The sequence below is a fragment of the Enterobacter cloacae complex sp. GYL001 genome, from assembly GCF_049237125.1.
GTDB classification, from domain to species: domain Bacteria; phylum Pseudomonadota; class Gammaproteobacteria; order Enterobacterales; family Enterobacteriaceae; genus Enterobacter; species Enterobacter hormaechei_C.
Genome location: NZ_JBMKGW010000013.1, coordinates 52,371 through 70,750 on the forward strand (window position 1 = coordinate 52,371; position 18,380 = coordinate 70,750).

The following is an 18,380-nucleotide window of genomic DNA, read 5'->3' on the forward strand; positions in this document are numbered from 1 at the left end:
GATTAGGCTCCTTTTGATTCGTTGATTCGCTTCGAAGCAGCAGCTTCGTCAAACTTGATTGCGTCGTGATTCAGGTGTTTGGCGACGCGAGCGATGATCTTCACGACCTGCTCGCTGACCAGCGCGAACTCACGCTCAGTAGCAGAAATGCCAGCAGCGCCCAGAATGTTCGGCAGCGCCACCACAGCGTGCTCGCCGTGGCAGAAGACAATCTCTTTAGCCAGCATGGTTGGCGTAGTTGCCCCGCCATTAATGATGGATTTCAGCATCAGCAGTACCTCTCAAATGGCAGAACAAACACTTCCAGATCTTCCAGAAACGACCGGAAGTTCAGCTCGTAACACATCTGTTCGAAGGCATTCATGTCGCGTGCGCCTTTAATCGACTCGATTTCGCTGGGTGGGAATTTTGTGTCGATAAGGTTCATCAGCATCATGTTGCGCTTAAAGGCTTCGAGCATCCGGCAGCCCGTCTTCTCGTTGAAGGCATTCTTTGCCAGTTTGTTGAATGCCGTCTTATAGCGACCTTTGTTGATGACAATGGAGCCGTCGTTAATGCCGCGTACCATTGCGGCCACGCTTCCCCATTCATGAAGCAGCTCTTTCGCGCCACCATCACCAATGCCACCGACGCCTTTGATGTTGTCCGAGTTATCGCCCTGCAACGCTTTCGCTTCCAGAAACGCGCGTGGCGTCGGCAGACCAGTCAGCTCTGCGAACTGTTCGAAGTTCACCTGTTTGTGCTTGGCATCTTCACGCAGGCTTACCCAGCTCACGTTCTCGCGAACCAGCTGGAGCCAGTCGCCATCACCTGTCAGCAGGTAGATATGGTCAACGGTCGGCTGCGGTGCCAGGCGAGAGACCAGCATTCCAGCCAGGTCGTCCGCTTCTGCATCCTTTGCAATGAGTTGGTTAACGCCCAGCGCGGTCATCATTTTCAAGATGTACGGCTTCTGGAGAGCAAAGCCTTCTTTCATCTTCTTCATATCCGGGTCGTCATCGCGATTCGCTTTGTACTCCGGGTAGAAGTCGCGACGTTTGTCGCTGAATCCATCCCACAAGATCATTGGGCGGGCATGGAGAATTGAGGCGTAACGACGAACGTTCTTCACGAAGCCAAAAGCCGCCTGAACTTCCATCTCGCCGTTGTGTAATTTGTCGGATTGCTGGTGGTAATAGCCCAGGCTGTTACCGTCCACAAAGAGATAATTCACCGGTACACTCCTTCCAAAAAGTAAGGCGTCCGTAGACGCCTTACTGGTCACGTTATGGGATTACAGAGCGTCCAGTTCAGCCAGCAGGTCGTCGAGACCTTCGTCAGCTGGTGCAGATGCAGCGGCAGCAGATGCTGAAGCACTTGCAGCTGCGGCGGCTTCCGGAGCTTTAACTTCTTCCGGTTTAGTTTCCGGTTTGAACTCAGCTTCAGCGGCACGCAGGATCTCTTCATCAACCAGGCTGGTAGACTCTGGAGCCGGAGTGTGTGCTGTAGCGACAGCAGCTGCACCTTCCGTATGACCAGTGATAGAGCCAAAGCCTGGCAGTTCAGCAGCAGCTGATTTTGCAGCGGAAGAAATGGCCGGAGAGGACATTGTTGCTGCCGGAGCCGCGATACCAATCAGACGACCCATAGTGCGAGCCGTAGACAGCAGACGGGTTTCGTCAGCCTGGTTCGCGTATGCGATCAGATCGTGTTGGGTAGTCCAGAGCTTCTCAGGAATGTCGCCTTTGTAGACTTTACGTTTCGGGGATACGTCGTACTTGGTGTCACGACCGGAACCGGTACGCTTAATCAGGAACGCATAGCCTTCTTCTTTGCTCAGTGGATTGCCGATATCATCCGCAATATCTTCGGACATCACTTTGCAGATATCGTCGAAGACCGTAGACGGCAGCTCAATCAGCTGGCATTTCTCTGCGTCTGCAAAGTCTTCACGCGCAGACAGAACACCGTTGACCAGATAACGCGGTGTAGCACGCATACTGTTAATGCGCTCTTCCATCGCTTTGTTGCCCTTAAAGCGAGCACGACCTTCCATAACCATCTCACACAGCTGGCAAGCGTGGCCGTGGGTGTGCTGTTCGCAGATGTAGGCGGTGGTTACATCTTTGCCTTCCTCATTCTGATGCTTAACGTAGTGCATACCGAAAGTCTGGAAGAACACGCCATTCGGGTCGTCCTTGTTCGGAAAAATGCGCAGATAGTTATTGCCGTCTTTCAGACGGGTCAAATCAACGTTATTGCCACGTTTAGAAGCAATATCGCCACGGGTCTTGTTAAGCAGATCAAGTAATGACTTAGACATGTATTTCTCCTTGTTGTGATTGTGGCCATTGGCGCTATGCGCGTTGGGCGTTCGTTTATTCGTGGCTCTTTCGAGCGAGAAGAATAATAGATCAGTACTTACTTACGATCTAGCATAAATTAACGGGGGGAGTGGAAACGTTCGGCGCCCAAACGTTCAATCTCCACGATAGCCATTTTGGACGCCTGGACAATCATGTCGCGGCGGTGAGAGAAGGCGGCTACAGCGTGCTTGTACAGATCTGCAATGTGCCGGGCATCGTCGAGTTTCTGGCGCTTTGCGAGGTATTGCGGGTTGGTTCTTACCTTCGCCTCCAGTACGGATTCATTGAACTTAATGCCGTTCATACTCAGGTTCTTACGCTCATTGTCGTAGATTTTCGCCTCAATCGCATCGAGGGAGAGTTTTGCATCTGCGACTTCGCGTTCTGCCCGCGCCAGCTTAGAGCCGTACTCCATCAACAGGCGCGGTTGCTGACGCCAGACTTCCTCAAGATTGTCGCGGTCGAACTCCAGATCGGACATGATTTTTTCGTAGATATCTGCACTCATTTTGATAGGTTCCAGCTTATTTCTATATATCAATTTTATCATGAAAGAAATGAAGGATGGAGCTTATAGAAGGAAGAAGTTAGGGGGTAGGGTAGGTAAGTTGATGAAAACAGGGAGTGTTCTGATAATCTATAGCCGTTTTCTGCGGCCGTAGACGTCAGAAAATAGACAGTGTTGACACGCGCTCACACTATACCTATCATAATGACATCGGAGGAAAATGAAATCACATCCGAATAAGCATATTCAAGAGGCCATTGAATACGCGTTGAGTAAAGGCTGGGTTTGGGTTTCAGCAGGTAAGTCAGCACATTGCTTCTGCAAGCTGCGCTGCGGCGATAAATCAGGTGAACATACAAGTCACCACAGAAGTGTATGGTCGACTCCAGATGTACCGGAGCACCATGCCACGCAAATCAGGCAAGCGGTCGACCAGTGTGGCCGTATCAAAAGCCAGATGAGCAAAAAATAGTAGTTAGTGGCGGTCTTGGCCGCCATTTGTTCCAAAGGTACATTAATACTTCACTTTAGATAAAGAGGTTTTATGGCGCTTTATAACTTCACTCTGACTCTCTCAGGCGTAACCTATGAGACCGAAGGATTGGAAGATGCGCTGTACGAAAGCGGCTGTGGCGATGCGATTGTTTGCGCATATGGAAACTCCGTCTATGTTGAGTTCGACCGCGAAGCCGAATCGCTGGATGCAGCCATTGCATCAGCGGTCGACAATATCGAATCTGCCGGTATCGGCGCGATTGTAGAATCAGTCGACTCGGCCTTAGTTGGCCTGAGCGATGTAGCTGAAATGACGGGCATGTCCCGACAAGCAATTACCATGCTTAAAGATGGGCTTCGTGGTGGTGGCGACTTCCCTTGCCCTATCCAGAGAATCCAGGGACAGTCCCCGCTGTGGGATTGGGCTGATGTGGCGAACTGGCTTGAAGCCAATGGACGCCTTAAAGAAAACGCAGAGCTGGCACTCAATGCTCGCGTATTAAGTAAGTGGAATTTGGCCCTTCGCAATAGCGTCTCAAAAGACTTTGTTGAGATTGAACATATCGCTTCTTCACTTATCGCACGTCGACGTCATCACGCCGAATGCGCATGAAAAAACCCGCCAATCGGCGGGTTTTTGCTTTATGCGACTTTCTTACCAAAAATGTTGGATAACGTGACTCTGGTCTGGCGTTTCAGCCTGTACTGTCTCACATCGCCAATCTTGTTCACTTCCATAAACTCTTTGGCCACCTTCAGCACCAACCGATTGCGGAACACTTTGAACGCCTCCAGCTGTTCCTCTGGATTATCCGATTCGTAGATCTCCAACAGATACTGGCACGCCTTCGGATCTTGCGTTTTAAGCGCCAGCGCTCTGGCACATTTACGCAGACGACTGACTTTATCGGCACCATCCAGCCCGGCGAACGCCAGCGCCAGATCTAACGTGACCGGGCAGTCGATGATTTCCCAGAACTGCGACCGCATGGTGGCCGCAACAGCTTTATCCTGAAAATCCGCTGGGATAGCCGCCAGCGCTTGTGCAATCTTCTGTGCCTCGTTCATGGTGTTCTCTTTATTCATTTGCTAATAGTCTCCGCTACCTCTGCCAGAATTGCTTCCAGCTTTTCGCCTTCTTCTGGGCGAAAGTACAAAATGTTCGGGTTAAATCCGTAGAAAACGGTCACATCCAGCTCCGGCAGATACTCTTTGCGTCCAACCAGGTCGGATGGTTTGCTCTTGTTGTTGAAGAGTGACGTCGCCCGGCTGCCACACGTCAGCACATAGGTCGGACGCACCAGATTGATCTCTTCACGCATAAAGTCGGTGAACTGACCGATCTCGTCTTTGGTGTAGTCCTTCTCTTTGTCCTTCACCTTTTTGCACACGCCGGTGACGTAGAGATCGCCCATGCGCAGATCGCCTGCAGTAAGCAACTTCGCTTTAAAGTCGTCGTAGCCGTTCTCCATGAAGTAACCGGTACGCCCATCATTGCCGTTCGCGTTGTCCAGAATGACCATGATTTTCGGCTTAATGCCAATGCTTGGGCGGATCAGGTCGTCTCCCAGACCCATTTCAGCCGCCATGCGAGTCATCAGTACATTCACTTCAGCAGAGCGCTTAGGGTTCATCTCGAACGGTCGAGAGGCTTTTACAGCGTCGATCACCAGATTGCCCATCAACTCTGCCTGGTCGCGCAGTCGTTCCGGATCTGTCGCTGGCAGACTGCCAGGCTCAATCGATGCGAACGCACCTACTTTTTGCAGTGACTCGCGTACCCGGCTGTTGCACGCACGCTTCTCGACCGCTTCCTCAAATTGCTCAAGTGACTCGAATTTGCCGCCAACTTTCTCACGCGCTCTCATGATGGCCTGGCAACCATTCTCAGAGCAGCCTTTCACAGCAGAGAAGGGCGCATACAGAACCTGGCTGCCGTCTTCCAGCGTGCGGATCTCAATTCGGTTAGATGACACGTTAACGTCTGGTGGCAATACGCGAATGCCATAGGTCAGCGCATCCTTAACCAGCCCTTGGTGCTTATCCTCGCCCAGAATGGTGAGCGCAGCAGCGAAGAACTCAGCAGGGTAGTGTGTCTTTAACCACATAGACTGATAGCTGATTAAAGAATAAGCAACAGAGTGCGATTTGTTAAAGGCATAGCCACCGAACTTTTCAAAGGCGTCCCATATTTCCTGGGCCTTCTCAGCGCTAAGACCCTCCTGCTCGGAAATAACTTTGGCAATTTTCATTTTTTCCCCGTCGTTAACTTCAAATGCTTGCTTTTTTTAAGATATTTGCGATTTGTGTGTTAGATATGCCGAATTTTTCTCGCAGCTTTTCATAGGTTGCGCCAGCCTTGCGCAATGCAACCACCTCAGCTCTCGTTTCGGCATCCAGCTTTTTGGATGCTCTTGAAAGAGCGATCGGCCCGCCAACTCGTGCCCATTTCTTTCCGGTGACGATATGGTGAATGTAAAGCTCAGTTAAGCCATATTCGGCCGCCAACTCTTTGTTCAGCGCGCCTTTGGACTTTTTAATGCGAATAGCAATGACTACTTCGTTGGTCAGCTTGGCGTTATAGCGCCTCTCGCCAAACTCTACGGTATCGTGTGCAATGGCGTCAGCCATGTTGTCGACTTGAGTGCCATATGCGAGATTGCAGGGCGCATTGTTTGTTGGGTCTCCGTCAAGATGACGAATAAGCAAGCCTTCTGGCCGTTCTCCGTGGAACGCTGTCGCAACAAGATAATGAACTGTTCGGTCGCATTTGATTCCCTTAACGCTTAGTTTCACCCCCAGATGTCCAAAGGCATTGATTACACGAGGTTTAAGTATTTGACCTTTTTTTACCCATTTGACACCTTTGGGGCTTGTTTGGATAACATCCAACGAACGAATGCGCCCCAAACTGGATGCTTCATAATAACCTTCAAATTCAGGAATAGATTTCCAAACTTCTTCCACCGTCAAACTCCAAAATCAACAATATCAGCGTTGTCTCGTATCGCTTCGTCATAGGTTCTGCGCTTGCCGTCAGAGCACATCAGCTTGGCTTTTTTATGAACTTCTACTGTGCTTCCATTTTCAAGTGACAGTGTCACCCAGCCTGCTTGAGCGCGTTCTACAAAATCTCCGCCGATCGTTTTCATTTTTTCCATATTCTTTTTACCGATAGCGGAACGCAGAGCATCAGCCTCTGCCATAGAGAATCCAGCGAGTACACGAGAGCTTTTCATAATTTGCTCTTGGTAGAGCAAAACGCCGTTAGTTTCTTTGGTTGTTTCCTCAAGACGTGGGTGAATGGAATGTGGTGGCATGAAGCCTTTGGCCACAGAAACGTACTCATCCAACATGCCTGACTGGATGGGGCCGGGGCGGAAGAGCGCGGTGGTCGCGACAACCGTTTTAAAGCTCATTGGCTCGATACCGCTACCCAGATCTTTAAGCAGCTTGCGCATTGGGCCAGATTCCAGCTGGAAGACGCCCTGTGTGTAGCCAGCTGCGAAACCATCCAGAACTTTGCGGTCGTCGAGTGGAATGGCGTCGAGGTTGATGTCTTCCCCGGTACTCTCTTTGATGTAGCGTTTCGCGCTATCCAGCAGATCGAGCGTTGCCAGACCGAGAACGTCCAGCTTAATCAGCCCCATCGCCTCGCAGTAACGTTTATCGAACGCAATACAGCGAGCATTGCCACGCAGCTCGACGGGCGTGCGCTCTACCAATGGAACACCAGCGACGATCATCCCCGCAGCGTGACGACCAAAACCACGCATCAGGCTTTGCAGCTTACACGCCGCTTTGAACGCTTCCGGGTATTTCGTGGCGTATTTGTCCAGGCTGGCCAGTTGCTCGCGCAGCTCTTCCAGCGACAGGCTATCGTCCTCCAGATTCTTGAACTCTTTGGATACCGCCATATCCGCAGCGTCGACACCGTAAATACGCGCAGTGTCACGCAGCGCCGAAGCAGCGCCCAGATAGGTGAAGTTCGGAATACCGGCAACGTAATCTTCGCCATAGCGTTCATTCAGATACTCGATCACCTCATGACGACGTGCCTGGCTGAAGTCCAGATCCGCATCCGGCAAGTCGAGACGTTCAGGGTTAATGAAACGCTCAAACAGAAGACCGTGACGGATAGGATCAACGTTGGTTATGCCTATGCACCACGCCACCAGAGACCCGGCAGAGGAACCACGACCTGGCCCGACAGGAATGCCAGTTTCACGGCTGTGATTCATCAGGTCGCGCACCATCAGGAAGTAGCCACAGAAGCCCAGGCGGGTCAGCGTGTCCATTTCGTACTTCAGGCGATCAACATACACACGGTGCTCAGAAGCCGGTGGTGTGTAGCCAAATTCTTTGGTAGTAAGACGCTTGCGTAGCCCCGCGACAGCCAGCTTCATCAGCGTTGCAGGCTCGTCGTCTGCCATCTTGGGCAGTGCTGGTGGCAATTCATGCCAGCGCCATGTGCAGGCTTCAATAATGGTGTCCTGCGTTGTTGAGGCCATTGCAGCTGTTACCGGCACATCCATTCGAACGGAGAAGGCTTTCAGCGCTTCAAGGAGATGGCGGCGACCATTAACGGCGTTATCTCGCTGGTGGGGAATACGCAGACGATGCGGCTGGTCGATTTTGATGTTGTTCGTAACCATGTGCGCAATGTCTTTAATGTCAGCGTCGTCGACCGCTTCGTAATAAGCGGGATAGAACGCCACTGGCTCTATTTTCAGTGCGCTCGCCACTTTCATCGCCCGGACGTTAATCTGGTCGTAGAATGGGGTAGGGTGCGGATAAACCACGCTGTAGAAGTTATCGCGTCCTCCAGCTGTCACCAGCGTCCCGATAATCTTTGCGAAGTCCCGGCGCTGGAATACACTGCCAATGTCGGACGTCAGCAGGATGATGTTGCCTTTGGCATATGCGGCCGCCAGCTGGTCAAGTGCCAGACGCGGGACAAAGTAGAATTGCTCGCGCTTGTTCGCTAAGGTCATCAGTTCGCACACGTCGCGATAACCTTGCTCATTCTTTATCAGTGCCGTGAAGCAGTAGCTGCGATCACGCACCAATGATTCCATACATCCCCCTGACTCTTTCGCCAGGCGGGCGCGGTGCTCGTATGTCGGATCGTCGACCACATTCAGCTTAACACCACAAATAACCGCCATGTCGTCGCCAGCGGCACGCTGCAGGGGGATCACACTGGCAATGTTCATGCTGTCAGCGGAAATGACAGCGGTGTAGCCAGCGTCTCTCGCGATTCTCACCGCGTTTTCTGCTTTTAGAGCCGACTCTCCCAGGGAGAAGTCAGTTCTGACCATCAGAGCCTTCATGTGTTTTTACCTTTCTGGTTTTCTTGATTTTGTCATTGGGGAAGCCAACGAACTTCCCATACATCGAAATCGCAACCTCTTTGGCTGACTGGTGGCACTCGGGCCTATCCGGACACGCCAGACAAGCCCGGCCAGTTTCAGACGCTGCGATAAGAGAGCCGAAACATCCTTTACGCACGATTAACCGAAGATCTTCTGAACCACTTCACGCGCTGCCTGTGCAGACGTGGATGGAAGTTTATTGATAAACGACTTTTCGATGCCGGCAGAGAAATCACCGCGCATCATTCCGATTTTTGCGGACAGCAGCAGCTCGCGAGGGCCGATTGGCTGGCTGATCAGATGCTGTTCATAACCTTCACGGACAAGGTTCGCGAATTTCACCATCTTCTCGGCGTATTCGCGGATGACGCCAGCCTCAGCCAGCATGTTGACTTCAGCCTTAGTGCTCATGTACTTCACGTTCGATACAATGCCGAAGCGCGAGAAGTTCGCCGCGTTCTGGATGTTCGTTCCTTGATAGAGACCCGTTTCGTCGCCAGAGCCGTTAGTGTTGCCAGTGCCAATGAAGGCAAAGCGTTTATGCGGAGTGATACGGCGCCAGTCCGGAGTTGCCTCTTTGATGATCAGCGGTTCTCCTTCAAGAACTGGCTGGTACACACCCAGAATCTGCGGGAACGCGAAGTCATATTCATCAGCGAGGTACACCCAGCCATTTTTCATCGCCAGCGCCAGCAAACCAGGCTCGAAGTAGGTGGAACCATCGCGAGCGAGGATCTGGCCTGTAACGTGTGCCTCTTCCATAGACGCCGTATGCTGGGCGCGGATCAGTGGTCGATTCAGCAGGGCGCATAGCTGCGTAGGAAGAGAAGATTTACCGGTTCCTGCATGACCCCAGAGATAGCCTGGGATTCCGATTTCCAGCATCATGAAGATGTCTTTAATCAGGTCGAAGTCGCCATACACATAGTTCTTCTTCGCTTCCGGTACGAACTCCGGATATGGCGTGTTGACGTTGACTGTCACCTGTAGTGGTTTTCCGCGTGGCGTTCCCAGCTCTTTGATCGTTACGCCAAGCAGCTCGTGCGCGGCCACCAGTTCGGTCTTGTATTCGACCGTTCCTGCGTAGCCCGGATGTGCGCTAATCTCCGCTACTTTTCCTTCGCCTGAATGCTTTTCGGCACGCTTCTCATTGAGTTTGGCCAGTGCCGTGCGAGAGATCGTTGGTTCATCCGGAAACGCAGTGGTGTACATTTTCACCACCTCGTCCACGTCCAGACCTTTCGCTGACTCAGGAATGTTCTCGCAGCGGCCCATAGAGATATGGGATTTCAGGTAATGAAAGGATTTGCCACACCACTTGCAGACGATGGCTTCCGGCAAATGTTCTTCTTGCTGTAGTGCAGTAGCGGTCATGTGTTTTCCTTACTGTTTGTCGTTCGTGGGGTATATCTTATATAAATATATTAGGCTGTATAGTAAGTGATTACTTATTTTTACGGGTAAGGCAATTACCCAAGAATGATACGAGATAGCTCTGTGACGACTGACGGCCCTAACTCTTCTACGCTGTTTACCAGTGCGTAATTTTTGTAGTAACGCCGTGGTGCGTCGGTCAGAACGCCGATAGCCATCAAATCGATGTCACTCAACGTCTCAATTTCCTTGGTGACGGTTCGCAAATGCTGATGGAACCCATCGCCTGCAGCACATGGCGCCCCGTCGCTCATAACCAGCATGATCTTCTTGTCCTCCATTCGCCCTGCAAACAGAGTCGCCAGCTGCGCGACGCTCTCACCATCGACGTTATTGAGCAGGGGGAACGTCTCACACACGCAGCCCATGCGGGCGCGGATCTCTGGAGAGTTAGCTTTCTCATTCCAGTTTTTGATAATGGGCAGCATTAGCGCCTCGAAGCGAGTAAACCCGCGCTTCGACATGGTTTCATAATCTGGACTACCAAACGTGGTAAAGCCGGTGATGATGTTAGGCACATTGATACGATCCAGAGCATCCGCAATGGTGTAGGCGCTTGCGAGTGCCAACTGAATCTTCCTGCCGCCCATTGAGCCGGACAAGTCGATCACTTGCTGGACGCACGCGTTCACCGCTCTGTGGTCTTCTTTTTTGCGGAACACGCGGTCGTCGTTCATTGCCAGACGATACAGGTTCGCGCCATGTATCCGCCCACGTCTCTGGCCTGGGATAAACTGAACTCGGTTGCGGCTGGCGATAGCTCGCTCCAGGTCTTTGGCCAGAGTCGAAGAAACGCCTGCTGACAGATGTTTTTCGATTTTCAGTTCAAAGAGCTTTCTGCCTTCCGGAACCATGCGGTAGCGATCGACCGGTGAGTGCATCGGGATTGCGCCGAACGTCTTTCTGGTGCGCTTTACATGCTCTTCAGCCTCATCAATCAACCCGATAAAGTCGTATGAACGATCGTATGGGCGATACTCAGAAAGTGAGGTGCTCATAAGCTCTTTGCTGATGGTGGCCGACAGTGCGTCTTCGGTCATTTCGCCTGTTCCGTCTTCCATCTCGTCGAGCGCCTTGAGTGCGTCCTCCAGAGTCATTTCATCCGGAGCAGGAACAAAGCCTGACTCACTGTCTTCAGGCGCTTCCGCGGCATCCTCATTTTCTTTACCTTCGCCGTCTGTGTGATCGGCGGCGTCATCTTCCTCTTCGCCTTCTCCTTCCGACTCCCCGTGACTGGCATCGGAGTCTTCGCCGTCATCACCATCACCATCGCCAGCGGCGCCAGAGCCATAACCATCGGAGTCATCGGCGTCTTCGCGAATGCCATCACCAGGCGTTGGAGAGCCAGTGTCATCACTACCACCTTCGTCATCAGAATCACCTGATTCCATGCCGGCATCATCGGATTCTGGGGTGTCTCCTGATTCTTCTTCGCCTGCTTCTGTATATTTACTTTCTGTATCACTAATTTCTTTATCCTCTGTAGGTAAGTCCTTATCTACTGATTCAGGCAAATCAGAATCCCCAGACTCTTCCTCTTCTGAGGCATCATCTTCTTGCTCTTCCTTGTCGTCGTCTTCGCCTTTGGTACGCTTTGGTGCTGATTCACTATGAGTCGGTTCGTCACCGGCTTCTGGGGTTTCCTCTGACTCGTCCTCACTCTTCGACGGCTTCCTAGCAGACGATTTAAGCTCTGGTAATTTGCCCTCTGGCTTGTCTTTCATATCCTGCATGATTTGGGCGATAGCAGCTGCGACCTTCACGCAGTCTTCTGTGTTCGACATATTGCGAACGGCCACGTCGATACCATGCTCTTTGAGCAAGGCTACAGGCTTATCGATGAGGTGCCAGTGTGCTTCCATAAAGTCGATGAAAGGGCTTTGGCCATCCCAGGCGCGAACGACCGGGCAAAGGAAGAATTTCAGGAACAATTCACGCTGGTCGCCGTGGCAGATTGAAACCGCCTCTGACACTTTGCCCTTGAAGTATTTGTCGATCACCAGGTTCTGTGTGGCCAGCAAATTGCGACGAGTTCCGTTGAATACCTGTCCCATTCTGCGTTCAATAAAAACGTCTTCCAGCGCGTTCCAAAGCCCGGTAGACGGAGCCTTTCCTCTCTCGCGCATCTTCATTGCGACTTTCGGATCAGTAAAGAGGATATGGGCTACCTCATGGTCGAGAAAACCACGTACTGCGTTCATGAGGGTTGGTGACGCGTCGTCCGGTATAGATGGGATGTTTACCAGCACTGGTTCGCCGCGCCGGTTGTAGCGGACATATGCTTCATTGCCTCGCTCTGCAACAGGTATCTGTTTGCCTGATAGCATCGCTACAACTCGTTTTACGCAGTCGCGAAAGTCCTGTACCTCTTTCAGCACAGATCTGGTCATGGCTTTGGACATGAGAATTTCCTTGTTATTAAAACAATTTGTTTTCTGATGTGCGTAATTTATCACTGTACGAACAGGCAACTAAGCTGTTCGTACAGGCATCTATAGGCAGGAATGTGTTTTAAATGGTTCTCACGGCAAGGGAGCCGCAACCAGTATTGATGAGAGTGAAATGTTTATTTTTTAGCTCAAAAGTGAAAACCGTCGTATCAACCATCTCCACGGGAAGCTCTTCAGATTCTAGTTCTGTCAGGATCGTCGCGACGCCATCCAGTCCAATCGCATATGCGTGTCCAACCTCAAGGGCGGTCAATTTAGAAGTTATATTTTTCATTTCATATCATCCAACTGAACACATTTGAAAGTTCGGCAATACTACTACCTATTGTATCAATATGGAATGCACCTATATCAGATACGTCTTACTTTTTTCTGTAAGCGAATAGTGACAAATTGCCTAAAAACCATAGTATAATGGCGGTATGCCGGGGTTTTGTGCCTATCGAAATTAAATAGATAAGTCTTTACAACCCTGGCCTTTGCTGTAATATCAGTAAGCACTTACCAGAGATAAACAAAACACGCAAGGTTCACTACATGGCTACCAACGAAACAGAGATCAAACAAGGTCGCTACGCAGCTTACATTGACTCGTTAATCACAATCTCGCCTAAAAGTCAGGCTACCATTGCCAAAGAGGTTGGGTACAAGAACGCCAACAACCTCTCTCTCATCAAAAGCGGCAAAATCCCACTTCCAGTCGATAAGGTTCGAGCTTTAGCCGAAGCACTGGAGGCAGATCCGGTTCGACTGATGCTGATGGTTCTGGAAGAACGTCATCCTGAGCTGCTTGAGTTTTTTCGCGAAGAGGGCACTGCACCTCTCTCCGCTGATGAAAAACTCGTTCTAGAAGCGTTCCGTAACCGTTTTGACGGTCAACAGGGTGCGTCAGAAAAGGTGGTAGAGGCCATCAAGTCACTGTGAGAAATTTACACGAATAAGCTCCGTGGCTAGACGATCTCCCTTGAATTTGTGGTCTATCTCGTCTAAGTCTGTTTGATTAACGATAGATGCGATGTACGTTGAGAAGTTATTCAAGGCGTCTCGCATCTCATCCATATAATCGTGGCGATCATAGACGCGATCTATCCCTTCAAGACTGTGGTTCATAATCTTACGGGCCACCTCCTGATTAATCCCCAGAGCAGGGAAATAACTACGCGCTGTACGTCTCAGATCGCGTGGGGTGAATGACTCAACCTCCATCAACTCAGGTCGTTCCAGTATCCTTCTCAGTGCCTGGGCAATGGCCACCTTAGACATTGGCGTATCTACGCCCTTCTTCTTATTCGAAGGAACGAGCCACTGGCTGTCTTTCCCGTACTCGAACAACTCTTCCACGCATTGACGCATCAATGGGCTTAACGGCAGCGCGTGCTGTCTGGCCGATTTGTTTCGCGTACCTTGATTCCATACATCACGTTGAAGGTTGAACTCATCCTTTCTGGCCCGGAGCACTTCATCGGGTCGTCTGGCAGCGACAAGACAGAGCCTGGCCGCCCACTTTGTGCCTTCGCACACATTGAAGTAATCCCAGACGTTCCAGAATACCCAGACCTCGGCGTCCGTCAGCTTACGTTCGCGCGGCACTGGCTTTGCGCCACCGGCAACTCTATTGAGCGATATATCATTCAACGGTGATGTATCAATCAGCCCCTGAAAGGCGCACCAGCTCAGGAACTGTTTCATCAGGGAGAACACGCGTCTGCCCTGGACGATCTTGCCTTCCAGTATCAGTGGGTTCACCAGCTGGTTGACCAAGACCCTACTTATATCACTTACCTTTACATCAGAGATATGCGGCATTACATGTATCAAAACACAATGAACGGCTATTTCAGGTCGACGCCTCGTTATCAGTAAAGATAAGCGAGTGAATAACATGAAGGCGGAAGAAAACGACATGTCTCCGTCGAATTTGGCGGTCGACACTGCCGACAAACCGGAAGCGCGTTCGAGGTACTCGATGGCTTCCCGAGAGGTGTTTTCTGCTGCGCGTGCTTTATCAAAGGTGTTTTTCATCGTCCACTCACTGAGTGAAGCCCTTTTTACTGTATGTATAAACAGTATATTAGGCATAAGTTTTTGTATGATCAACCATAAAATAGCCTGTTTTGTACAATGATTCCATACTTAATAGGTATGGAATCATTTAAGGCTGGAAATTTAAATTCTGAGATTTTATTAGCGTGATTGTCACGGATTAGTGAGAGCTTGAAATGCGGCGGCGTATGCAGCGATATCGGCCATGATTTTTGGATCTTTCGCATACTGATGTGCATTGCCCGGGAAGATTGCTAATAGACTATACACATCTTGGAAATGTGCATGTTGACTGTAAACGAGTGCGCGGTCGCTTGTGCAATTGAATCTGTTGCGGCTGCTGGTTCGTTCTTGCTTCGTGAACAAGAGATGAACGTGATAAACGCGGGAGGACACGATAGCACCCGGAGCCGTATACGGGCCATCTTTGCCGAATACGGTTGGGTACATGCCTTGTTTAAGCGACGTGAAATCGTTGAGTAACGTGATCTTTAAATCAGGCTTTATATCGAAGGTCGGCTGTAAAAATTGGGCGTAACTGGCACTGTTCCATGTGACCTTCATCGATCAACCTCAATGGAATGAGAAGTTGGCGAAGACGTCCTCGTCGATGAGGCCAGTCTGCGATTCGATGATGTCTACGTCGGTAAAACACTGATTTAAAATCAATAGCAGATCAGAGATAGCCAAACGATACTCAGTTACAGAATCGCTCAGGCGTTTCAAGTAGGGATGAGGCTGCTCAGAGTCACGAATCAACTTGTTAACGAATCCCTCCAAACCACGAATGGTCAGGTCAACGTTCTTCAATTCTTCGTAACGGCTTTCACCGAAGCTGGTGCGAATCTTTTCCGCTTTCCATCCAGAGATGGCATGAGCCAGGCGAACGTGTTTCGCTGTCAATTCTGCGAGTTTGCTTTCGATCTCTGTCAGCTGTGCCGCATCGCTGTTCTCTTGAACAGGGATACCTGCGGTTCTCACATAGGCTTGTTCTTTGAATCCAGCAAATTTCGCAGAGTGCTTCACCGTGCCACGGAAGCGTCGATAGCCAAGCGGCTCAATAAAGGCACGCCCAGATTTAGCTTTAGGCTTTGCAGTTGAAAAGCGCGAGGCGTTAGAGGTCACAGTAGCAAGGGCATTGCTAATGACACTCATATCTTCCAGGCAATTTTCTAAACGCATAAAACCTCTTAACTACTCAATGGCTCGTAACTAAGTGTACGCTGTGTTGATGAAAGCGACAAATAATAAACGGCCCCAAAAGGAGCCGTATTGTATTACAGAGTGCTCGCAAAAGCAGCAAATTCTGTATAGCCGTCGATAGGTTCACCATTAACGAACACCTGCGGTATGGTTTCCACCGGTTTGCCAACCAGGTCGCTCAACTTCTCTTTGTCGATGCCGGCAGACACAATATCGATGTATTCGTAATCACCAAAGCCGTGGCCGTGCAGCTGCTTCGCCAGCTCGACCGCACGTTTGCAGTATGAGCAATTATCGCGTCCGTAGATAACGACCTTCATCACTTCACCCCGTGCAGCTGCTGCTTGAGAAGATAGCCTTCCAGGGGCCAGATTTTGGCAATTGCGTTCTGGCGTGCAATTTTACGCCCGATCTCCGGGTCAAAGTTCTCCGGGCTGGCGCACGCAGACTCGCCGGTTACGGTAAAGCCGTTCTCCAGCACAAGAACGCAGAATGTCAGCAGTTCGAGTGATTGCGGGGCCGGTTCAGGCTCTTCCTGCTTCAGCCACAACGGTGAGCTGCGATATCCGTCCGCGCCGGTAAAGTAAAACTCGCCTGAGATAACGGCTTCAATGCGTTCCGGGGTAACACGCGCGGCCGTTTTGCCTTTGGCCACAATCTCTTTTTCGATATCCATATCGGTCATTTTGGTTTCCTTACGTTAAAAACGAGCGATCCGGGCACGAAGAATCAGGTCATACGCCTTCATCGTGTCCAGCTGCTTAATGAGGATGATGCGGTCGACATACAGCAGGCGAGCAAACCCGTCGCCGGCAATGTACGCCTCCAGTTCTTTGATGCGGCCACACAGTTCTTCGTGTTCATCCATGACACGTTTCTGGTGTGGCAGGTACTCCTTGGTCATTGGCTTCCCCTTACTGATAGGCTTCCAGTGCGACTTTGCATAGCTCAGAACGCACGCAGTCTTCGGTCGCAAACTCAATAAGGCCAACATGGGAGGAAGGTTTAAAACGCTCCAGTGCATCTTCCAGACCAGACTTAACATTGCCTGGCAGGTCGCATTGCGTCACATCCCCGTTCACAATGACAGTTACGTTCTCGCCCATACGGGTAAGGAACATTTTCATTTGTGACGCTGTAACGTTTTGTGCCTCATCGAGAATGACTACAGCGTTCTCGAACGTTCGCCCACGCATGTAAGCGAAGGGGGCAATTTCTACTTTGGCCACCTCTGGCTTTAAGCAATATTCAAGGAATGAGCCACCCAAACGCTTCTGTAGCACGTCATAGACGGGCCGAAAGAACGGGGCGAACTTCTCGCTCATGTCACCCGGAAGGAAGCCCAGATCTTCTTCTGCTTGCAATACCGGACGCGTCACGATGATCTTCCCGACTTCCTTATCCAGCAGACGCTGCGCTGCGACGGCAGCTGCCAGGTAGGTCTTGCCGCAACCGGCTTCACCAGTGGCGAACGTCAGAGGTTTGGTATCGAGAGAGATAAGATAGTGGGCCTGGGCCTCGTTACGCGCTTCGATGGGAGAGTTGTCGCGTTTAGGTTTTGGTGGCAGAGCAGGGGCGGCAGCCAGTTCGTCAACGATGATTGTGTCAATTTCGTAACCGTGGATGCGTGGTTTCGACTTCAGAGCCTGACGAGCTGCGCGACGCGCCTGTTTACGTTTGTTTCCCATATTGAGTCCTTTCAAGTGAGTTACCGAAAGAACTATACTCACAAATAATAAGTAAGTCATTACCTACGAGTGCGGATTTAAATGTTATATCAGCGATGCAAGATCAATTTATCACTAATAAATATTGATAAAATAATACGCTAAGACCACAAAATTTCTGTTATCCGATCCAACCTATATTGCTTGTATAAGACACATGAGGGCATTTAATGCAGCGTCTAACAATTTATGCAGCTGTAGTTGCAACATTAACGGGGTGTAGCGGGCATTACGCCCCATCAGCAGAAAAGACAGCGGTAGACCAGTTGAAAACAATAAATGACAATAGTGAATTATGCTTGGAGTTAGCCAAAGTTAACAGCATACCCGCAAAATCTGGAGGCGTGGCCACGATGCAAAGAGAGGATTTTGACATTTATTATGCTCAGAAAACCTATCTAAAGCAACGCATTGCCGCACGCAGACTAGATTGCAGCAAACTTAATAATTCGCAGAAAGCAACACTCGTTGGAGAATTGAGTCCGGAACAGGCATTAGCGAGAGTCTCAACGACGTGCAACGCCATAGCACAGCGTTCACAGTTTGCCGATCCAAACGTTGTTTATGCAATGTGCAACCGCGGCTACAAAGCAACGGCCAAAAAGTGTAGCCATGATATGGCCCAGTTTACAGAGCAGTCTATGCACCTGACTGGTACGACACGAGCTGAATATCTCGAAATAGGAGGAGGATTCCGTGCAGGTTGTAATTTACATTTCAAAGGCTAAGTTCAGTTTGAGAATGCATTAACTGAATAATATTATCACAATTCATATTTACATTTTTTGCGTCATAAGGAA

At 50.5% G+C, this 18,380-nt stretch carries 21 protein-coding genes and 1 pseudogene; 4 read left to right on the forward strand and 18 right to left on the reverse strand.

Annotated elements, in window-relative coordinates:
• Positions 1-2 precede the first annotated feature (2 nt).
• The 4 genes from ACOTWU_RS19490 to ACOTWU_RS19505 form a co-directional block, all read right to left on the reverse strand.
• On the reverse strand, positions 3-269 hold the full coding sequence (locus ACOTWU_RS19490) for a hypothetical protein (protein ID WP_000920226.1): 267 nt from the start codon (positions 267-269) through the stop codon (positions 3-5).
• Positions 269-1,213: a 5'-3' exonuclease H3TH domain-containing protein gene (locus ACOTWU_RS19495; RefSeq protein WP_023315974.1), complete on the reverse strand. Its 945-nt coding sequence runs from the start codon at positions 1,211-1,213 to the stop codon at positions 269-271. The genes ACOTWU_RS19490 and ACOTWU_RS19495 overlap by 1 nt, the downstream gene beginning before the upstream one ends.
• Positions 1,214-1,273: 60 nt before the next feature.
• On the reverse strand, positions 1,274-2,302 hold the full coding sequence (locus ACOTWU_RS19500; protein ID WP_004110098.1) for a hypothetical protein: 1,029 nt from the start codon (positions 2,300-2,302) through the stop codon (positions 1,274-1,276).
• A 119-nt stretch (positions 2,303-2,421) separates the two neighbouring features.
• Positions 2,422-2,853 (reverse strand): hypothetical protein, encoded by a 432-nt coding sequence (locus tag ACOTWU_RS19505; RefSeq protein WP_004110100.1) that lies wholly within the window; start codon positions 2,851-2,853, stop codon positions 2,422-2,424.
• A 220-nt stretch (positions 2,854-3,073) separates the two neighbouring features.
• Here ACOTWU_RS19505 and ACOTWU_RS19510 point away from each other — a divergent pair, with 220 nt between their 5' ends.
• Both ACOTWU_RS19510 and ACOTWU_RS19515 read left to right on the forward strand, forming a co-directional pair.
• Positions 3,074-3,325, forward strand: coding sequence for a hypothetical protein (locus ACOTWU_RS19510; RefSeq protein ID WP_074173756.1), 252 nt, complete (start codon positions 3,074-3,076; stop codon positions 3,323-3,325).
• Between the two features lie 72 nt (positions 3,326-3,397).
• Complete coding sequence (locus ACOTWU_RS19515; RefSeq protein WP_063922848.1) at positions 3,398-3,961, forward strand: helix-turn-helix transcriptional regulator; 564 nt, start codon at positions 3,398-3,400, stop codon at positions 3,959-3,961.
• A 29-nt stretch (positions 3,962-3,990) separates the two neighbouring features.
• On the opposite strand, the gene ACOTWU_RS19520 is transcribed toward ACOTWU_RS19515, so the two are convergent.
• From ACOTWU_RS19520 to ACOTWU_RS19550, 7 genes and pseudogenes are all read right to left on the reverse strand, one after another.
• Positions 3,991-4,434 (reverse strand): hypothetical protein, encoded by a 444-nt coding sequence (locus ACOTWU_RS19520; protein ID WP_002213143.1) that lies wholly within the window; start codon positions 4,432-4,434, stop codon positions 3,991-3,993.
• A pseudogene (locus ACOTWU_RS19525) lies at positions 4,431-5,570 on the reverse strand (DNA polymerase III subunit alpha); the annotation flags it as partial. The gene ACOTWU_RS19520 and the pseudogene ACOTWU_RS19525, both read right to left, overlap by 4 nt.
• A 49-nt stretch (positions 5,571-5,619) precedes the next feature.
• Complete coding sequence (locus ACOTWU_RS19530; protein WP_023315970.1) at positions 5,620-6,315, reverse strand: NUMOD4 motif-containing HNH endonuclease; 696 nt, start codon at positions 6,313-6,315, stop codon at positions 5,620-5,622.
• A 2-nt stretch (positions 6,316-6,317) separates the two neighbouring features.
• Complete coding sequence (gene dnaE / locus ACOTWU_RS19535) at positions 6,318-8,681, reverse strand: DNA polymerase III subunit alpha (protein ID WP_400217777.1); 2,364 nt, start codon at positions 8,679-8,681, stop codon at positions 6,318-6,320.
• 180 nt (positions 8,682-8,861) lie between these two features.
• Positions 8,862-10,097 (reverse strand): AAA family ATPase, encoded by a 1,236-nt coding sequence (locus ACOTWU_RS19540; protein ID WP_042863512.1) that lies wholly within the window; start codon positions 10,095-10,097, stop codon positions 8,862-8,864.
• A gap of 95 nt (positions 10,098-10,192) precedes the next feature.
• The gene (locus ACOTWU_RS19545; protein ID WP_042863511.1) at positions 10,193-12,559 is read right to left on the reverse strand and encodes a cobaltochelatase CobT-related protein; all 2,367 of its coding nucleotides are present in this window, start codon (positions 12,557-12,559) and stop codon (positions 10,193-10,195) included.
• 109 nt (positions 12,560-12,668) lie between these two features.
• Positions 12,669-12,881 (reverse strand): hypothetical protein, encoded by a 213-nt coding sequence (locus ACOTWU_RS19550; protein WP_004110118.1) that lies wholly within the window; start codon positions 12,879-12,881, stop codon positions 12,669-12,671.
• Positions 12,882-13,144: 263 nt separating this feature from the next.
• Between ACOTWU_RS19550 and ACOTWU_RS19555 the strand changes: the two genes are divergently transcribed.
• Positions 13,145-13,531 carry a transcriptional regulator gene (locus ACOTWU_RS19555; protein ID WP_004110129.1) on the forward strand — a complete coding sequence of 129 codons (387 nt, stop codon included), beginning with the start codon at positions 13,145-13,147 and terminating at the stop codon, positions 13,529-13,531.
• Here ACOTWU_RS19555 and ACOTWU_RS19560 read toward each other — a convergent pair.
• The 7 genes from ACOTWU_RS19560 to phoH all read right to left on the reverse strand — a co-directional run bounded on the left by ACOTWU_RS19560 (position 13,523) and on the right by phoH (position 17,541).
• Positions 13,523-14,629, reverse strand: coding sequence for a tyrosine-type recombinase/integrase (locus ACOTWU_RS19560; protein WP_023315967.1), 1,107 nt, complete (start codon positions 14,627-14,629; stop codon positions 13,523-13,525). The two genes, ACOTWU_RS19555 and ACOTWU_RS19560, sit on opposite strands and share 9 nt — an antisense overlap.
• Before the next feature lie 174 nt (positions 14,630-14,803).
• The gene (locus ACOTWU_RS19565; protein WP_048228574.1) at positions 14,804-15,214 is read right to left on the reverse strand and encodes a type II toxin-antitoxin system YafO family toxin; all 411 of its coding nucleotides are present in this window, start codon (positions 15,212-15,214) and stop codon (positions 14,804-14,806) included.
• 9 nt (positions 15,215-15,223) lie between these two features.
• A complete protein-coding gene (locus tag ACOTWU_RS19570) occupies positions 15,224-15,832 on the reverse strand; it encodes a hypothetical protein (RefSeq protein WP_165591053.1) in 609 nt (202 codons plus the stop codon).
• Between the two features lie 95 nt (positions 15,833-15,927).
• Positions 15,928-16,173, reverse strand: a complete 246-nt coding sequence (locus tag ACOTWU_RS19575) for a GrxA family glutaredoxin (RefSeq protein WP_048228576.1) — start codon at positions 16,171-16,173, stop codon at positions 15,928-15,930.
• Positions 16,173-16,538, reverse strand: a complete 366-nt coding sequence (locus ACOTWU_RS19580) for a Gp49 family protein (protein WP_048228578.1) — start codon at positions 16,536-16,538, stop codon at positions 16,173-16,175. Before ACOTWU_RS19580 ends, ACOTWU_RS19575 begins: the two co-directional genes overlap by 1 nt.
• 15 nt (positions 16,539-16,553) lie before the next feature.
• The gene (locus tag ACOTWU_RS19585; RefSeq protein ID WP_048228580.1) at positions 16,554-16,757 is read right to left on the reverse strand and encodes a crAss001_48 related protein; all 204 of its coding nucleotides are present in this window, start codon (positions 16,755-16,757) and stop codon (positions 16,554-16,556) included.
• A gap of 10 nt (positions 16,758-16,767) precedes the next feature.
• Positions 16,768-17,541, reverse strand: coding sequence for a phosphate starvation-inducible protein PhoH (phoH, locus tag ACOTWU_RS19590; RefSeq protein WP_045339937.1), 774 nt, complete (start codon positions 17,539-17,541; stop codon positions 16,768-16,770).
• Between the two features lie 209 nt (positions 17,542-17,750).
• Between phoH and ACOTWU_RS19595 the strand changes: the two genes are divergently transcribed.
• Entirely contained in the window at positions 17,751-18,308 is a 558-nt protein-coding gene (locus ACOTWU_RS19595; protein ID WP_048228581.1) for a hypothetical protein, read from the forward strand.
• Positions 18,309-18,380: the final 72 nt, after the last annotated feature.

What these genes read in the sequence shown, in the direction of transcription:
- ACOTWU_RS19490 (WP_000920226.1), bottom strand. Translation starts at nt 269, where the DNA reads ATGCTGAAATCCATCATTAATGGCGGGGCAACTACGCCAACCATGCTG.
- ACOTWU_RS19500 (WP_004110098.1), bottom strand. Translation starts at nt 2,302, where the DNA reads ATGTCTAAGTCATTACTTGATCTGCTTAACAAGACCCGTGGCGATATT.
- ACOTWU_RS19505 (WP_004110100.1), bottom strand. Translation starts at nt 2,853, where the DNA reads ATGAGTGCAGATATCTACGAAAAAATCATGTCCGATCTGGAGTTCGAC.
- ACOTWU_RS19510 (WP_074173756.1), top strand. Translation starts at nt 3,074, where the DNA reads ATGAAATCACATCCGAATAAGCATATTCAAGAGGCCATTGAATACGCG.
- ACOTWU_RS19515 (WP_063922848.1), top strand. Translation starts at nt 3,398, where the DNA reads ATGGCGCTTTATAACTTCACTCTGACTCTCTCAGGCGTAACCTATGAG.
- ACOTWU_RS19520 (WP_002213143.1), bottom strand. Translation starts at nt 4,434, where the DNA reads ATGAATAAAGAGAACACCATGAACGAGGCACAGAAGATTGCACAAGCG.
- dnaE (WP_400217777.1), bottom strand. Translation starts at nt 8,681, where the DNA reads ATGAAGGCTCTGATGGTCAGAACTGACTTCTCCCTGGGAGAGTCGGCT.
- ACOTWU_RS19540 (WP_042863512.1), bottom strand. Translation starts at nt 10,097, where the DNA reads ATGACCGCTACTGCACTACAGCAAGAAGAACATTTGCCGGAAGCCATC.
- ACOTWU_RS19545 (WP_042863511.1), bottom strand. Translation starts at nt 12,559, where the DNA reads ATGTCCAAAGCCATGACCAGATCTGTGCTGAAAGAGGTACAGGACTTT.
- ACOTWU_RS19550 (WP_004110118.1), bottom strand. Translation starts at nt 12,881, where the DNA reads ATGAAAAATATAACTTCTAAATTGACCGCCCTTGAGGTTGGACACGCA.
- ACOTWU_RS19555 (WP_004110129.1), top strand. Translation starts at nt 13,145, where the DNA reads ATGGCTACCAACGAAACAGAGATCAAACAAGGTCGCTACGCAGCTTAC.
- ACOTWU_RS19560 (WP_023315967.1), bottom strand. Translation starts at nt 14,629, where the DNA reads ATGAAAAACACCTTTGATAAAGCACGCGCAGCAGAAAACACCTCTCGG.
- ACOTWU_RS19565 (WP_048228574.1), bottom strand. Translation starts at nt 15,214, where the DNA reads ATGAAGGTCACATGGAACAGTGCCAGTTACGCCCAATTTTTACAGCCG.
- ACOTWU_RS19570 (WP_165591053.1), bottom strand. Translation starts at nt 15,832, where the DNA reads ATGCGTTTAGAAAATTGCCTGGAAGATATGAGTGTCATTAGCAATGCC.
- ACOTWU_RS19575 (WP_048228576.1), bottom strand. Translation starts at nt 16,173, where the DNA reads ATGAAGGTCGTTATCTACGGACGCGATAATTGCTCATACTGCAAACGT.
- ACOTWU_RS19580 (WP_048228578.1), bottom strand. Translation starts at nt 16,538, where the DNA reads ATGACCGATATGGATATCGAAAAAGAGATTGTGGCCAAAGGCAAAACG.
- ACOTWU_RS19585 (WP_048228580.1), bottom strand. Translation starts at nt 16,757, where the DNA reads ATGACCAAGGAGTACCTGCCACACCAGAAACGTGTCATGGATGAACAC.
- phoH (WP_045339937.1), bottom strand. Translation starts at nt 17,541, where the DNA reads ATGGGAAACAAACGTAAACAGGCGCGTCGCGCAGCTCGTCAGGCTCTG.
- ACOTWU_RS19595 (WP_048228581.1), top strand. Translation starts at nt 17,751, where the DNA reads ATGCAGCGTCTAACAATTTATGCAGCTGTAGTTGCAACATTAACGGGG.